The organism is Pseudomonas sp. TH34, from assembly GCF_016650865.1.
GTDB lineage: Bacteria > Pseudomonadota > Gammaproteobacteria > Pseudomonadales > Pseudomonadaceae > Aquipseudomonas > Aquipseudomonas yamanorum.
The window spans coordinates 318208-334236 of sequence record NZ_JAEKFB010000018.1; the positions used below are offsets into that span (position 1 = coordinate 318208).

General features: G+C 61.1%; 14 protein-coding genes. 9 read left to right on the top strand and 5 right to left on the bottom strand.

Features of this window, described 5'->3' with window-relative positions:
- Window position 1 precedes the first annotated feature (1 nt).
- Entirely contained in the window at window positions 2-1294 is a 1293-nt protein-coding gene (locus JFU58_RS12170) for an NAD(P)/FAD-dependent oxidoreductase (protein ID WP_201140768.1), read from the bottom strand.
- A gap of 115 nt (window positions 1295-1409) precedes the next feature.
- Between JFU58_RS12170 and JFU58_RS12175 the strand changes: the two genes are divergently transcribed.
- On the top strand, window positions 1410-1763 hold the full coding sequence (locus JFU58_RS12175; protein ID WP_003208747.1) for a YkgJ family cysteine cluster protein: 354 nt from the start codon (window positions 1410-1412) through the stop codon (window positions 1761-1763).
- A gap of 128 nt (window positions 1764-1891) precedes the next feature.
- On the opposite strand, the gene JFU58_RS12180 is transcribed toward JFU58_RS12175, so the two are convergent.
- Complete coding sequence (locus JFU58_RS12180) at window positions 1892-2380, bottom strand: Lrp/AsnC ligand binding domain-containing protein (protein WP_003206849.1); 489 nt, start codon at window positions 2378-2380, stop codon at window positions 1892-1894.
- Between the two features lie 156 nt (window positions 2381-2536).
- On the opposite strand from JFU58_RS12180, the gene dadA reads away from it, so the two are divergent.
- The 6 genes from dadA (at window position 2537) to JFU58_RS12210 (ending at window position 8641) form a co-directional block, all read left to right on the top strand.
- A complete protein-coding gene (gene dadA, locus JFU58_RS12185) occupies window positions 2537-3838 on the top strand; it encodes a D-amino acid dehydrogenase (protein WP_063033857.1) in 1302 nt (433 codons plus the stop codon).
- Window positions 3810-4163: a RidA family protein gene (locus JFU58_RS12190; RefSeq protein WP_003208752.1), complete on the top strand. Its 354-nt coding sequence runs from the start codon at window positions 3810-3812 to the stop codon at window positions 4161-4163. The genes dadA and JFU58_RS12190 overlap by 29 nt, the downstream gene beginning before the upstream one ends.
- Before the next feature lie 79 nt (window positions 4164-4242).
- The gene (gene alr / locus JFU58_RS12195; RefSeq protein WP_201140770.1) at window positions 4243-5319 is read left to right on the top strand and encodes an alanine racemase; all 1077 of its coding nucleotides are present in this window, start codon (window positions 4243-4245) and stop codon (window positions 5317-5319) included.
- 116 nt (window positions 5320-5435) lie between these two features.
- Window positions 5436-5984 carry a cupin domain-containing protein gene (locus JFU58_RS12200; protein WP_003208755.1) on the top strand — a complete coding sequence of 183 codons (549 nt, stop codon included), beginning with the start codon at window positions 5436-5438 and terminating at the stop codon, window positions 5982-5984.
- A 182-nt stretch (window positions 5985-6166) separates the two neighbouring features.
- The gene (locus JFU58_RS12205) at window positions 6167-6583 is read left to right on the top strand and encodes a c-type cytochrome (protein ID WP_003208757.1); all 417 of its coding nucleotides are present in this window, start codon (window positions 6167-6169) and stop codon (window positions 6581-6583) included.
- Window positions 6584-6718: 135 nt separating this feature from the next.
- Window positions 6719-8641 carry an acetyl-CoA hydrolase/transferase family protein gene (locus JFU58_RS12210; protein WP_201140772.1) on the top strand — a complete coding sequence of 641 codons (1923 nt, stop codon included), beginning with the start codon at window positions 6719-6721 and terminating at the stop codon, window positions 8639-8641.
- 147 nt (window positions 8642-8788) lie between these two features.
- Here the strand turns inward: JFU58_RS12210 and JFU58_RS12215 are convergent, their stop codons facing one another.
- Both JFU58_RS12215 and rep read right to left on the bottom strand, forming a co-directional pair.
- On the bottom strand, window positions 8789-9361 hold the full coding sequence (locus JFU58_RS12215) for a xanthine phosphoribosyltransferase (protein WP_008439415.1): 573 nt from the start codon (window positions 9359-9361) through the stop codon (window positions 8789-8791).
- 57 nt (window positions 9362-9418) lie between these two features.
- Window positions 9419-11428: a DNA helicase Rep gene (rep, locus tag JFU58_RS12220; protein ID WP_017476688.1), complete on the bottom strand. Its 2010-nt coding sequence runs from the start codon at window positions 11426-11428 to the stop codon at window positions 9419-9421.
- Between the two features lie 267 nt (window positions 11429-11695).
- Here rep and JFU58_RS12225 point away from each other — a divergent pair, with 267 nt between their 5' ends.
- A complete protein-coding gene (locus JFU58_RS12225; protein ID WP_201140774.1) occupies window positions 11696-13366 on the top strand; it encodes a putative bifunctional diguanylate cyclase/phosphodiesterase in 1671 nt (556 codons plus the stop codon).
- A gap of 43 nt (window positions 13367-13409) precedes the next feature.
- Here the strand turns inward: JFU58_RS12225 and JFU58_RS12230 are convergent, their stop codons facing one another.
- Window positions 13410-14813 (bottom strand): NorM family multidrug efflux MATE transporter, encoded by a 1404-nt coding sequence (locus JFU58_RS12230; protein WP_093203731.1) that lies wholly within the window; start codon window positions 14811-14813, stop codon window positions 13410-13412.
- Window positions 14814-14965: 152 nt separating this feature from the next.
- Here JFU58_RS12230 and JFU58_RS12235 point away from each other — a divergent pair, with 152 nt between their 5' ends.
- Window positions 14966-15886 carry a LysR substrate-binding domain-containing protein gene (locus tag JFU58_RS12235; protein ID WP_026077860.1) on the top strand — a complete coding sequence of 307 codons (921 nt, stop codon included), beginning with the start codon at window positions 14966-14968 and terminating at the stop codon, window positions 15884-15886.
- Window positions 15887-16029 lie beyond the last annotated feature (143 nt).

The following is a 16029-nucleotide window of genomic DNA, read 5'->3' on the forward strand; positions in this document are numbered from 1 at the left end:
TTTAGACCAGTTCTTTCAACCGGTGCCAGAGCATTCCCAGCGCCAGCAGCGGCGAGCGCAAATGCTTGCCGCCCGGGAAGGTGATGTGTGGCACCTTCGCAAACAGATCGAACCGCCCGCTTTGCTGGCCGCTGATGGCTTCGCCCAGCAGTCTGCCTGCCAGGTGGGTGGCATTGAGGCCGTGGCCAGCATACGCCTGGGCGAAATACACATTGGGTTGGTCGGCCAGCCGGCCAATCTGCGGCAGGCGGTTGGCGCCGATGCCGATCATGCCGCCCCACTGGTAATCGATTTTCACGTTGGCCAGTTGTGGGAATACCTGCAGCATTTTCGGACGCATGTAGGCGCCGATGTCCTTCGGATCCCGTCCGGAATAATGGCAGGCACCCCCGAACAACAAGCGTCGGTCGGCGGACAGCCGGAAGTAGTCCACCGTCACCCGCTGGTCACACACCGCCATGTTCTGTGGCAGTAGCTCGGCCGCTTGGGCTTCGCTCAACGGCTCGGTGGCGATGATGTAGCTGCCGGCGGGCAGCACTTTGCCGCTCAGGTGCGGGTTGAGGCCGTTCAAATAAGCGTTGCAGCCCAGCACCAGGGTCTTGGCGCGTACATTGCCCTGAGCCGTGTGAACATTGACCTCCGGGCCGTAATCGATGCGCACCGCTTCGGAATGCTCGAACAGCTGGACGCCCAACTGTTGTGCAGCCGCTGCTTCACCGAGGGCCAGGTTCAGCGGGTGCAGGTGGCCGGAGCCCATGTCGATCATGCCGCCCACATAGCGGTTAGAGCCGATCACGCCGGGCATCTCGCTGGCTTGCAGCAGGCGTACTTCATGGCGATAACCGAGGCTTCGCAGTTCTTCGGCGTCGGCGGCCAGGTGTTCCAGGTCGCGGGGTTTGTTGGCCAGGTCGCAGTAGCCCCAGGTCAGGTCGCAGGCGATCTGCGAACGCTCGACCCGTTGGCGCACGATTTCCACGGCTTCCAGGCCCATCAGTTTCATCTGACGCACGCCCTCGGTGCCGATGACGTTGGTGAACTGATCCAGGCCGTGACCGACGCCGCGAATCAGTTGCCCGCCATTGCGCCCGCTGGCGCCCCAGGCGATCTTGCGGGCTTCCAGCAGGACCACGCTGAAACCCCGTTCTGCCAGTTCCAGGGCGGTGTTGAGCCCCGAAAAGCCGCCGCCGACCACGCACACATCGGCCACGATTTCACCTGTCAGCACCGGATAATCAGGCTGCGGGAAACTGCTGGCGGCGTAGTAGGAATTGGCGTGCCGGGCGCTGGCGGTCATGGGGAGCATCCCTGTTTGGAAAATTTGACGCAGGATACAGCGGTCGGGCGAAGCTGTCTCACCGGGGGCTTTTAGGGCAGAATCCACGCCTATTCGCCGTTCGGTCCCTGTGTCGATGAGTTGCAACAGTCAGAAAGTCAACGCGCTGCGCCGGCAGATTCCCTCGTTCGAGTGCGTCCCGGGTTGCCACGACTGCTGCGGGCCGGTGACCACGTCCCCCGAGGAAATGTCGCGCCTGCCGCGCAAGACCGCTGCCGAGCAGGAAGCGGCGATGGATGAACTCAACTGCGTGCACCTCGGCCCCAATGGCTGCACCGTGTACGACGAACGCCCGCTGATTTGCCGCCTGTTCGGCACCACGCCGACCTTGCCATGCCCCAACGACCGCCGCCCGGTGGAGTTGATCCACCCACGGGTGGAAAAGCAGATTCACGCGTACATGGCGTCGACGCGTCAGGTATTGGTCTAGCGGATGTCCCCGATCAACTAGTGTGGGAGCGGGCTTGCTCGCGAATGCGGTGGATCAGTGGATATAGGGTTGGCTGGCATGCCGACTTCGCGAGCAAGCCCGCTCCCACATTGGCCTGTGGTGCTGTCTTAATCCGGGATCGGCAGGTTCAGGCTCTCTTTCACCTCTTCCATCACGATGTAGCTCTTGGACTCCCTTACGTGGGGCAGCTTGAGCAGGATATCGCCGAGCAATTTGCGGTACGACGCCATCTCCGAGATTCGCGCCTTCACCAGGTAGTCGAAATCCCCCGACACCAGGTGGCACTCCAGCACGTGGGGTAGTTTCAGCACGGCGCGTCGGAATTCTTCAAAGGTGTCGCCGGACTTGTAGTCGAGGCTGATCTCGACAAACACCAGCAGGCTGCCCTTCAAATGCTGCGGATTGAGCCGGGCGTTGTAACCCATGATGATCCCTTCGCGCTCCAGGCGCCGGACCCGCTCGGTGCATGGCGTGGTCGACAGGCCGACCTTTTCCCCCAGCTCGGTAAACGAAATTCGCCCGTCTGCCTGCAGGATGCGCAGGATGTTGCGGTCGATCTTGTCCAGCTCCCGCTTGGTTTGAGTGTTGGTCCGCATAGGGGATGCTCCTCCGTGAAAAGGGTTTTTGCCGAGAATTGTCGCCAAATATAGGCAGTTATATAGTGAAATGCACTGGTGATTGCTTTTTATACTGCCCACATCTTTGTGCTGAACAACAAACGTCAGCGGTCAAGCCGTGATGAGGGAATAAAAATGCGCGTTCTGGTCTTGGGTAGCGGTGTCATTGGCGTGGCCAGTGCCTACTATTTGGCACGAGCTGGTTTTGAAGTGGTCGTGGTCGACCGTCAGCCGGCTGTAGCCATGGAGACCAGTTTCGCCAACGCCGGGCAGATCTCGCCGGGCTACGCCTCGCCATGGGCTGCGCCGGGTGTGCCGCTCAAGGCCATCAAATGGCTGCTGGAGCGCCACGCACCCCTGGCGATCAAGGCCACCGCCGATATCGATCAGTACCTGTGGATGGCGCAGATGCTGCGCAACTGCACCGCCAGCCGTTATGCGGTGAACAAGGAGCGCATGGTGCGCCTGTCCGAGTACAGCCGCGACTGCATCGATGAGCTGCGCGCCGAGACGGGCATTGCCTACGAAGGCCGCACCTTGGGGACCACGCAGTTGTTCCGTACCCAGGCCCAGCTGGACGGTGCCGCCAAGGACATCGCCGTGTTGAAAGAGTCTGGCGTGCCTTACGAGCTACTGGACCGCGCCGGCATTGCCCGGGTTGAACCAGCCCTGGCCAGCGTCACCGATATCCTCGCCGGTGCCCTGCGCCTGCCGAACGACCAGACCGGCGACTGTCAGATGTTTACTACCCGCCTTGCCGACATGTGCAAGCAACTGGGTGTCGAATTCCGCTTCGAGCAAGATATCCAGCGCCTGGACTACGCCGGTGACCGGATCAACGGTGTGTGGATCGACGGCAAGCTGGAAACCGCCGACCGCTACGTGCTGGCCCTCGGCAGCTACTCGCCGAAACTGCTCAAGCCACTGGGAATCAAGGCGCCGGTGTACCCGCTCAAGGGCTACTCGATGACCGTGCCGATCACCAACGCGGCGATGGCCCCGACTTCGACCATTCTCGATGAGACCTACAAGGTCGCGATCACCCGTTTCGACAACCGTATCCGCGTCGGTGGCATGGCTGAAATAGCCGGTTTTGACCTGTCGCTGAACCCGCGCCGGCGGGAAACCCTGGAGATGATCGTCAACGACCTTTATCCTCAGGGCGGCGATTTGAGCCAGGCCAGTTTCTGGACCGGCCTGCGCCCGACCACGCCAGACGGCACGCCGATTGTCGGTGCCACCCCGTTCAAGAACCTGTTCCTGAACACCGGCCACGGCACCCTCGGTTGGACCATGGCTTGTGGCTCTGGTCGCTTGCTGGCCGATTTGATGGCGAAGAAAACCCCGCAAATCAGTGCCGAAGGTCTTGATATTTCCCGTTATGGCAACCACCAGGAGTCCGCAAAACATGTCAATCCAGCGCCAGCTCACCAATGAGCGCATGAGCCAGATCGTTGTTCACAGCGGTACCGTGTATCTGGCAGGTCAGGTCGGCGACGACATGAGTGCCGGGATTGAACAGCAGACCCGCGAAACCCTCGTCAATATCGAGCGTTTGCTGGACCTGGCCGGTACCGACAAGACCAAGCTGCTGTCGGTGACCATCTACCTGAAAGACATCGACGCCGATTTCGCCGGGATGAACGCGGTATGGGACAAGTGGTTGCCAAAAGGCGTCGCGCCGGCCCGTGCCACGGTTGAAGCGAAACTCTGCGAACCGGAAATCCTGGTGGAGCTGTCGGTTGTGGCCGCTCTGCCTTAAGCAAAACTCCTCTCCCGGTTCCCGCGCAGTCAGTGGGTGCCGGTTTTTTCTTCTCACTGCCGCCTAGAAGCCTGCCGCCATGCGTCCTGCCCGTGCCCTGATCGACCTCCAAGCCCTGCGCCATAACTACCAACTGGCCCGTGAAGTCACGGGTGGGGCCAAGGCCCTCGCCGTGATCAAGGCCGATGCCTACGGCCATGGTGCCGTGCGCGTTGCCCAGGCGCTGGAAGCCGAGGCGGACGGGTTTGCCGTCGCCTGCATCGAGGAAGCGCTGGAACTGCGGGCCGCCGGGATTCGCGGGCCGGTGCTGTTGCTGGAAGGTTTTTTCGAAGCCGACGAGCTGCCGCTGATCATCGAGCATGATTTCTGGTGCGTGGTGCATTCGCTGTGGCAGCTGGATGCAATTGAACAGGCGCAGCTCAGCAAGCCGCTGACCGTTTGGCTCAAGCTTGATTCGGGCATGCACCGTGTCGGCTTGTACCCCAAGGATTATCACGACGCTTACCAGCGCCTGCTGGCCAGCGGCAAAGTCGCGAAGATCGTGCTGATGAGCCACTTCGCCCGTGCCGATGAGCTGGACAGCACCAGCAGCGAAGAGCAAGTCGCGGTGTTTGAAGCGGCGCGCCAGGGCTTGTCGGCCCAGGTCAGCCTGCGCAATTCGCCGTCGGTGCTGGGCTGGCCGAACGTGTCCAGTGACTGGGTACGCCCGGGTATCATGCTTTACGGCGCCACGCCGTTTGGCGAGGACCAGGCCATCGCCGCGCGCTTGCAGCCGGTGATGACCCTTGAGTCGAAAGTCATCTGCGTACGTGAACTGCCGGCCGGCGAGCCGGTGGGCTACGGCGCCAAGTTCATCACCCCGAAACCGATGCGCGTCGGCGTGGTTGCCATGGGTTATGCCGACGGCTACCCGCGCCACGCGCCCACCGGCACCCCAGTGCTGGTGGCCGGCCAGCGCAGTCAACTGCTGGGCCGTGTGTCGATGGACATGCTGTGTATCGACCTGACCGACGTACCTCAGGCCGGGCTCGGCTCCACCGTCGAGTTGTGGGGCAAAAACATCCTCGCCAGTGACGTTGCCACCGCCGCCGACACCATTCCCTACCAGATCTTCTGCAACCTGCGCCGGGTGCCACGGCTCTATTCCGGCGCTTGAGCGGCACCCACGAATGGCAGATCCCGGGATTTAGGCCAAAGTGTTGTAAATACTGAACGCTGTCGCCATGATAACGCTCAATTACAACAACGCCTGAATCCTAGGAGGCTCCTGCATTGGACGTCGGCGAACGACTGCAATCCATCCGTAAACTGAAAGGTCTTTCCCAGCGTGAGCTAGCCAAGCGCGCGGGCGTCACCAACAGCACCATTTCGATGATCGAAAAAAACAGTGTCAGCCCCTCCATCAGCTCCTTGCGCAAGGTGCTGGGCGGCATTCCCATGTCGATGGTGGAGTTCTTTTCCGAGGAGATCCTCCAGGAAAAACCGACCCAGATCGTCTATAAAGCCAATGAGCTGATCGATATCTCCGACGGCGCCGTCACCATGAAACTGGTGGGCCGCGCGCATCCGAGCCGGGCGATTGCGTTCCTCAACGAGATCTACCCGCCAGGTGCTGATACCGGCGAAGAGATGCTCACCCATGAGGGCGAGGAAACCGGGATTCTGGTGGAAGGCCGCCTGGAGCTGGTAGTCGGTCTTGAAACTTTTGTGCTCGAAGCCGGCGATAGCTACTACTTTGAAAGCACCAAGCCGCACCGTTTTCGTAATCCGTTCGAAGTGCCGGCGCGACTAATCAGCGCAGCCACACCCGCGAACTTTTAAGAAAAGAGGCGTCCTGCCTATGTCGCAGAGACTCCCATAGCAGCATTCCGCCCTGCTGAATCTCCCCTTGGCTAATAGGGTTGTTTCGGCGCGGCGGGCTAACCGTTATACTTTCGCCGCCTGCGAAACCGTGGCCGCAGGCGTGAATAGCCACCATTGAGGGTGAACGCGTGAACCTAATTATGAAAATGCTGGCTGCACCAGCAACCGTACTGGCCCTATGGGCTGTCAGCGCTCAAGCTGCGACCAATGATGAAATTGCCAAACGCCTTGAGCCTGTCGGCCAGGTGTGCGTCCAGGGGCAAGAGTGCAAGGGGATGGAAGTGGCAGTGGCTGCGGGCGGCGGCGGTGGCGCGAAATCGCCGGATGACGTGATCGCCAAGCACTGCAACGCTTGCCACGGTACCGGTCTGTTGGGCGCCCCGAAAATTGGTGACACCGCCGCCTGGAAAGACCGCGCGGACCACCAGGGTGGCCTCGACGGCCTGCTGGCCAAGGCCATCACCGGCCTGAATGCAATGCCACCCAAAGGCACCTGCGCCGACTGCTCGGATGCCGAGCTTAAAGGCGCGATCGAGAAGATGTCGGGTCTTAAATAAACCGATCTTCGCCAAAAAAGCCGCTGACCAGCGGCTTTTTTGTGCCCGCGATTTGCCTTTTTAGGCTGTTCTTTGCAGCAAAGACCCGGCAAGCTCGGTCCAACCCCAATTCATGGAATGTTCGGGAGAAGTCGGATGGTGCAGTTGTGTTCAATCGAGCAAGCGGTCGACGACGTACTGGCACGGCTGCCGGCGCATATTCACATGGGAATGCCCCTGGGCCTGGGCAAACCCAACCTGTTCGTCAACGCGCTGTACCGGCGTGTCGCCAAGCTGCCGGATCGGGCGCTGACCATTTACACCGCCCTGGTCCTGGGCCGCCCCACCTTGGGCGATGGCTTGCAGAAGCGCTTCCTCGAACCTTTTATCGAACGGGTTTTCGGCGACTATCCCGAGCTGGATTTCCTCGCCGCCCTGCACAAGGACAATCTGCCGGCCAACATTCACGTGCAGCAGTTCTTCATGCAGCCCGGCAGTTTGTTGCACAGCGCCTCGGCTCAGCAGGATTACGTCAGCAGCAACTACAGCCACGCCGCCCGTGATATCAACGCCGCCGGCCTGAACCTCGTTGCGCAGCTGGTGGCCAGCAGCGCCGAACACCCGGATCGCCTGAGCCTGAGCTGCAACCCCGACATCACACTCGACCTGTTGCCGATGATCGCCAAGCGCCGCGAGGCCGGTGAAACCATCCTGGTGGTGGGCCAGGTTCACAGTGATTTGCCCTACATGCCCGGCGACGCCGAACTGGGCATGGACGAATTCGACTTCCTGATCGACGAGAAGGACAGCACCACGCTGTTCTCCACGCCGAACATGCCTGTAGGTTTCCAGGACCACTTTATCGGTTTGCACGCCAGCACCCTGGTGCGCGACGGCGGCACCCTGCAGATCGGCATCGGCTCCATGGGCGACGCACTGACCGCCGCCTTGCTGGCGCGTCAGGCGGACAACGAGGCGTATCGCCTGTTGCTCACCGACCTGGATGTGTACCAATGGGCGCCGCTGATCAGCCATGAAGGCGGCGTCGCACCCTTCGCCTGTGGCCTGTACGGTTGCAGCGAAATGTTCGTCAACGGCCTGCTGGTGCTGGCCGACGCCGGGATTGTGCGGCGCAAGGTGTACCCGGACGTGGCGACTCAGGAGCGGGCTAACGCCGGCACCCTGGACGAAGCCGCACAGACCGACGGCATTTCGGTGCACGGCGGCTTCTTCCTCGGCCCGCAAAGTTTCTACGAGCGCCTGCGGGATTTGCCCCAGAGCAAGCGTCTGGAATTCAACATGACCCGCATCAGCTATATCAACGAGCTTTACGGGCAGGAAGAACTCAAGCGTTTGCAGCGCCTGGATGCGCGGTTTATCAACAGTGCATTTACGGTGACCCTGCTGGGCGCGGGCGTGGCCGACCAGTTGGAAGACGGCCGGGTGCTCAGCGGCGTTGGCGGGCAATACAACTTCGTCGCCCAGGGCCATGCGCTGGAAGGCGCGCGCTCGATCCTGATCCTGCGCAGCTGGCGCGAATCGGGGGGCGAGGTCAGTTCCAATATCGTCTGGGAATACGGCCACTGCACCATTCCCCGGCACCTGCGGGACATCGTCATCACCGAATACGGGATCGCGGATTTACGTGGGCAGACCGATGCCAAGGTAATCGAGGCGCTGCTGAATATCACCGACTCACGGTTCCAGGAAGACTTGATCGAACAGGCGCAGAAGGCCGGGAAGTTGCCGAAGGATTTCCAGCTGGATCCGCGGTTTACCGACAACACGCCGGAGCGTTTGCAGGCGATTCAGGCCCGGCATCCGAGGTTGTTCCCGGAGTACCCGTTGGGCTGTGATTTCACCGATGAAGAGCGGGATTTGCTGCGGGCGTTGAACTGGCTCAAGAGCAAATTCAAGCTGACGGAGATTCTGGAACTGGGCAAGGCGGCGCTGGATGCACCGGAGCCGGAGGCGTTTCCCGAGCATTTGGTGCGGATGGGGTTGGATAAGCCGGAGGGGTTGAAAGAGGACCTGTACCAGCGGCTGCTGCTAGCGGGCCTACAAGCCACCGCGCACTAACAAACACCACAAATCAAATGTGGGAGCTGGCTTGCCTGCGATGAGGGCCTGACAGTCGACATCTCTGTCGACTGACACTCCGCTATCGCAGGCAAGCCAGCTCCCACATTTTGAATTGTGTTCACTCGGGATTTGCAGTGCTGCAAATTACTCGATAAAGGTCACAACCCCACCCGCCAACGACTGCACCCGCGCCAGCGACTCAACCCGATAACCCTGTGCATCCAGCTCCGCACGGCCACCCTGGAACGACTTCTCGATCACAATCCCCAAACCTGCAACGGTCGCGCCGGCCTGTTTGATGATCGAAATCAGCGCCTGGGATGCCTTACCGTTAGCCAGGAAGTCATCAATGATCAGCACGCGGTCGCTGCTGGTCAGGTGGCGCGGCGAGATCGCCACGGTGCTTTCGGTTTTCTTGGTGAAGGAATACACCGTCGCCGACAGCAGGTTTTCAGTCAGGGTCAGGGACTGTTGCTTGCGCGCGAAAATCACCGGTACGCCGAGGTTCAGGCCGGTCATGATCGCCGGTGCAATGCCCGAGGCTTCGATGGTGACGATCTTGGTGATGCCCGAATCCTTGAACAACGCAGCGAATTCGTCACCGATCAGTTTCATCAGCGCCGGGTCGATCTGGTGGTTCAGAAAGGCGTCGACCTTGAGTACCTGATCGGAAAGCACGATGCCTTCTTCGCGAATTTTCTTGTGCAGTGCTTCCACGAAAGCTTCCTCTGTTGGCGCAACACGCGCCGAAAGTAGATTAAAAAGTAGTCGATTCTAGCGCTTTAACATCGCGCGTATATCCGCCAGGGCGGTATTGCCGCGAACGGCTTTGACTTCGGTTGGTGTGTCGTCGTTGCCTTCCCATGCCAGGTCATCCGGCGGCAGTTCGTCAAGGAATCGGCTGGGGGCACAATCAATGATCTCGCCGTACTGCTTGCGCTTGGCGGCAAAGGTGAAGGCCAGGGTCTGACGCGCGCGGGTAATGCCCACGTAGGCCAGGCGCCGTTCTTCTTCGATGGTGTCGGCTTCGATGCTGGAGCGGTGCGGGAGGATTTCCTCTTCCATTCCCATGATGAACACGTAGGGGAACTCCAGGCCCTTGGACGCATGTAAGGTCATCATCTGCACGCCTTCGGCGCCGTCTTCCTCTTCCTGCTGGCGTTCAAGCATGTCCCGCAGGACCAGCTTGCCGATGGCGTCCTCGACGGTCATCTCGCCTTCTTCGTCCTTCTCGAGGGTATTTTTCAACGCCTCGATCAGGAACCACACGTTGCCCATGCGGTAATCGGCGGCCTTGTCGCTGGAGCTGTTGGTGCGCAGCCAGTTCTCGTAGTCGATGTCCATGACCATACTGCGGAGGGCGCTGATCGGGTCTTCGCCGGCGCACTGCTCGCGCACCTTGTCCATGAAGCGCTTGAAGCGCGCCAGGCGATCGGTGAAGCGGGTATCGAGGTGTTCGCCCAGGCCGATTTCGTCGGTGGCGGCGTACATCGAGATCTTGCGTTCGGTGGCGTAGTTGCCGAGCTTTTCCAGGGTGGTCGAACCGATTTCCCGGCGCGGGACGTTGATTACCCGCAGGAACGCGTTGTCGTCGTCCGGGTTCACGATCAGCCGGAAGTAGGCCATCAGGTCTTTCACTTCCTGGCGTCCGAAAAAGCTGTTGCCGCCCGACAGACGATAAGGAATCTGGTGGTGCTGCAGCTTCAGCTCGATCAGCTTGGCCTGGTAGTTGCCGCGGTACAGGATCGCGAAATCGCTGTAGGGCCGGTCGGTACGCAGGTGCAGGGTGAGCAGTTCGACGGCCACGCGCTCGGCTTCGGCGTCTTCGTTGCGGCAGCGGATCACGCGGATCTCGTCGCCGTGGCCCATCTCGCTCCAGAGTTGTTTTTCAAACTCGTGGGGGTTGTTGGAGATCAGTACGTTGGCGCAACGCAGGATGCGGCTGGTGGAGCGGTAGTTCTGCTCCAGCATCACCACTTTCAGGGACGGGTAGTCGTCCTTGAGCAGCATCAGGTTTTCCGGGCGGGCACCGCGCCAGGCGTAGATCGACTGGTCGTCGTCGCCCACCACGGTGAACTGGTTGCGCTTGCCGATCAGCAGCTTCACCAGCAGGTATTGGCTGGCGTTGGTGTCCTGGTATTCGTCCACCAGCAGGTAGCGGACTTTGTTCTGCCACTTTTCGAGGATGTCGGCGTGTTCCTGGAACAGCTTCACCGGCAGCAGGATCAGGTCGTCGAAGTCCACCGCGTTGAACGCCTTGAGCGTGCGCTGGTAGTGGGTGTAGACGATGGCGGCGGTCTGTTCCTTGGGGTTGCGCGCGTTTTCCAGGGCTTCGGCGGGCAGGATCAGGTCGTTTTTCCACGAGCCGATCATGTTCTTGATCTCGTCGACGCCGTCGTCGCCCGCGTATTCCTTTTGCATGATGTCGGTCATCAGCGCCTTGACGTCAGTCTCGTCAAAGATCGAGAAGCCCGGCTTGTAGCCCAACCGCACATGCTCCTTGCGGATGATGTTCAGCCCCAGGTTGTGGAAGGTACACACGGTGAGGCCACGGCCTTCGCCACCCTTGAGCAGGGTGCCGACGCGCTCTTTCATTTCCCGCGCCGCCTTGTTGGTAAAGGTCATGGCGACGATGTACTGGGCGCGGATGCCGCAGCTCTGGATCAGGTGCGCGATCTTGCGGGTGATCACGCTGGTCTTGCCGGAACCGGCACCGGCGAGCACCAATAGAGGGCCGCCGACGTAGTTCACGGCTTCTTGCTGCCGGGGATTGAGTCGGGACATACAGAATTCAGGGAGTCATTGATCAAAAGGGCGGGCATTTTAACAGGCTGGCAAGATTCTGCTGCCTCTGAACGACAGTGTGACGTACCACTCGATCTAAATTTGCCGGTTTTGTTACTTTGCCGCAGGATGTGCAGGGCATTTAGGACTATTGTTCGGTCTAGCGCCGCACAGTGTGTATTTGATAACCCATATCATTGGTCATTATCAGGTCGCACGTCATAATGCCCGCCGCCAACGAAATTTTGCAGAGTCTAGGGAGCTAGCTTGTCTACGCCTGTCGAACCCTTGCGTTTGCTGCTACTGGCCGATGAGCCAGCGTGGGCAGCGTTATTGCGCGAGTGCCTGGCGCCGATGGGCGACGGAGCTGTGCTGATCAGCGCGCCAAACTGGGAGTCTGTGAGCAATCTGTTCGACGACGATCACAGTGCGGTGTTGTTGACCACGGCCAGTCTTCAGCCCGGCCCCGGTCGTTGCAGCTTGCCAACGGTATTGCTGTTGGAAGAGGAACCTCTGGTTTCGCCCCTTGGCGTCAGCGACTGGCTGATTCTGAATGCACTGGATGTCGATACATTGCGCCGGTGCCTGCGGCATGTGCGCGAGCGCGGTGTGCTGGAAAACACCCTGCAACGCCTGGCCGAGCAGGACCCGCTGACCGGCATCGCCAACCGCCAGGGCTTCCAGACCCTGTTGACCGCCCGCCTGGCGGAAAACGAAGGCCGTGGCGTCGCCCTCGGTCACCTCGACCTGGACAACTTCCGTCACGCCAACGATGCCCTCGGTCACCAGGCCGGTGACCGGCTGATCCTGCAAGTGGTCTCGCGGCTCAAGAGCCAATTGGAGGCCGGCGATCAACTGGCACGCCTGGGCAGCGATGAATTCGCCCTTCTGATCGACACCCGCCGTGCGCCCCAGCGCGCCGAATGGATGGCCGAACGCATCATCGAAGCTATGGCCGAACCGTATTGGGTCGATGGCGAAAGCCTGCTGATCGGCTGCAGTCTCGGCGTGGCACATGCCCGCGCCAGGGCCGGCGCCGACCCGCTGATGTGGCACGCCCATATCGCCATGCAGCAAGCCAAGAGCACCCAGGGCTGTACTTTTCATATCTTCAACGAACGCATCAACCGCAATGCCCGCAGCCTCGCCGACCTTGAAAGCGAACTGCGCCGGGCGTTGCGCCGTGACGAGCTGGAACTGCATTACCAACCCCGCCTGGACCTCGACGACGGGCATATCGTCGGCCTCGAAGCGCTGGTGCGCTGGCGCCACGGCGAGCGCGGTTTATTGCCGCCGAGCGAGTTCGTGCCCCTGGCCGAGCAGAGCGGCTTGATCGTGCCGCTGGGCTACTGGGTGATTTCCCGGGCGCTGCGCGACATGCAGGACCTGAGCGAACGCGGGATTGCGCCGTTGCACATGGCGGTCAACCTGTCGTTTCGCCAGTTCCAGGACAGCCAATTGCTCAGCACCCTCAGCCGGCTGATTGCCGAGCGTGGCGTGGAAGCCCAGTGGCTGGAATTTGAACTGACGGAAACCGCCGTGATGCGCCGCAGCGACCTGGTCAAGCAGACCATGGACGCCCTTGGCCGCCTGGGCGTGCGCTTTTCCCTGGATGACTTTGGCACCGGCTTCTCGTCGTTCGTGCACCTCAACAGCCTGCCGATTGCCTTGCTGAAGATCGACAAGAGCTTTGTCGGCGGCATGGAAGAGCGCGAAGAAAATCGCAAGTTGGTCCACGCGATGATCAACCTGGCCCACAACCTGAACCTGGAAGTAGTAGCCGAGGGCGTGGAAACCGCAGAGCAACTGGCGTTGCTGCGGTTGTTCGGCTGCGATCAGGCTCAGGGTTACCTGATCAGCAAGCCGTTGCCGCTGGCGGAACTGGTGGACTACCTGACGTTTGGTGACAGCCAGGAGTTGTTGGGCGGCGTGATCTGATGGTGTGAGCCCGATCTAAAAAATGTGGGAGCGGGTACAGCCGTTACTCAGGCTGCGCGGCTTGAAATCCGCGTTGGGTTTCAGGCTCCTGGCGAATCATCCGCTTCATCTTCCGTTCAAACGCCCAGGTCAGGCTGATTGCCGCGCACGCCAGGCCCAGCGCCAGGCCCCACCACACGCCAGTCGGCCCCCAGCCGAGGTTGAACGCCATCAACCACGCAGCCGGTGCGCCGATCAGCCAGTAGCATCCCAACCCGACCAGGAAGGTGGTCTTGGCGTCCTTGAGCCCGCGAATGCAGCCCATGGCGATGGTCTGCACACCGTCGAACAGCTCAAACCACGCGGCCACCGCCAGCAAGCTCACGGCGAGGTTGATCACGTCGCGAAACGCCGGGTCATGCTGGTCGAGGAACAAGCTGATCAACTGATGCGAGAACAACCACAGCACTGCTGCAAAGCCCAGCATCACCAATGCGCCAAAGCCGATGCCCACCCGCCCGGCCAGCCGTGCTTCCAGCAGGTTCCCGGCCCCGTAATGCTGGCCGATGCGCATAGTGATTGCGTAGGACATGCCCGCCGGGACCATGAACGCCACTGACACAATCTGCAGGGCAATCTGGTGCGCAGCCAATTGCGTACTGCCCATGGTGCCCATGCACAAAGCGGCGAACGCAAACAGCCCGACTTCCACCGCGTAGGTGCCCCCAATCGGCAGGCCCAGGCGCCACAGTTCCCGCAGGTAATGCAGGTTCGGCCGCAGCAGGCCCTTGCGCAGCGGGTAGGCGTCGTAAGCACGGTTGTATTTGATGTACCAGATCAGCGCCAGTGCCATGCAGTTGGCGACGATGGCCGTGACCAGGCCAATGCCTACCAGGCCGAGTTTCGGCAGGCCGAACATGCCTTCGATCAACGCGTGGTTGAGCAGGTAGTTGATCACTGTGCCGCAAAGGCTGATAACCATCACCGGTGTGGCCTTGCCGATGGCACTGGTGAAGCCGCGCAAGGCCATGAACGTCAGGTAGCCGGGCAGGGCGAACGGCAGGATGGTCAGGAACTGGCCGGCGGACGCGACGTTGGTTTCGGTCTGGCCGAACATCAGCAACACCGGCTTGAGGTTCCACAGCAACAAGCCGGCCACCAGCGCCATCAACCAGGCCAGCCACAACCCGGCCTGGGTCAGGCGGGTGGCGCCTTCAATATCGCCGGCGCCCTGGCGGATCGCGACCAGTGTGCCCACGGCGGCAATCACGCCGATGCAGAAAATCGACACGAACGAATAGCTCGCCGCACCCAGGCCGCCGCCGGCCAGGGCCTCGGGGCTCAGCCGCGCCATCATCAGGGTGTCGGTCAGCACCATCAGCATGTGGGCCAACTGTGAGGCAATCAACGGCCCTGACAGCCGCAGAATGGCCCAGAGTTCGGTACGTGCCGGATGCTGCATGATCATCACGCTCAAAAAGTCAGGGAAGGGTGGAAGGGTTGATTCTCGGCGCCCACAGCGCATTGCACAAAGGGATAAATCCGATGGCGCGCATGATTAAAACTCATGCCTGAGTGATTCTGGTAGGGTTTCGAGATTGCGCCGTCGGAGCTTTCGCCATGTCTCGTCGTCTTCCTCCTCTTTACGCCTTGCGGGCGTTTGAAGCGGCTTCCCGCTACAACTCGTTCACCCGGGCGGCGGAAGAGTTGTCGATTACCCAAAGTGCGGTAAGCCGGCACATTCGCACCCTGGAAGAGCACTTCGCCTGCCGCCTGTTCCAACGCAGCGGCCGCACCTTGCAGCTCACCGAGGCGGCGCGCCTGTTGCTGCCGGGCGTGCGCGAAGGCTTTGCGGCCCTGGAGCGCGCCTGCCATACATTGAATGCGGAGGACGACATCCTGCGCATGAAGGCGCCGTCCACCCTGACCATGCGTTGGCTGCTGGCACGGCTCAGTCGCTTCCGGCATTTGCAGCCGGGCAATGAAGTGCAACTGACCAGCGCCTGGATGAGTGTCGATGAGGTGGACTTCAATCAGGAGCCGTTCGATTGCGCGGTATTGCTAAGTAACGGTCATTTCCCGCCGGACTGGGAAGCCTGCTACCTGTTTCCTGAACTACTGATTCCAGTGGGCGCGCCGAACCTGTTGAGCGACGGGCCCTGGGACGTCACGCGGCTGGCCTCTGCCGAATTGCTGCACCCGACGCCGGACCGACGTGACTGGCGCTATTGGCTGGAGCGCATGGGGCTGTCATCCCAGGTATCGCTCAAGGGCGGGCAGGTGTTCGACACATTGGAGCTGGGCATGATTGCCGCCGCGCGGGGGTACGGCGTGTCCATGGGTGACTTGCTGATGGTGGCTGAAGACGTGGCCCAGGGCCGCCTGAGCCTGCCATGGCCCACCGCGGTGGCCAGTGGGGAAAATTACTATCTGGTGTGGCCAAAGACCCGGCCCGGCGGTGAGCGTTTGCGACGGCTGGGTGACTTTCTCCAGAGCGAGGTGCAGGCCATGGAATTGCCCCAGGTAGAGCGCCTCGCCTGAGCGGATTGCGCACCGGGCAGCAATCGTTTGCGTGATACCCCTGCGAATCGCTCAAGTATTCAGCCTGCCCGCCGAAGTAGGGTTGTTGGAACTACCGTTCTACAACGTTTCCCCTATTAGAATTTTGCCGAGCAGCGCTATGA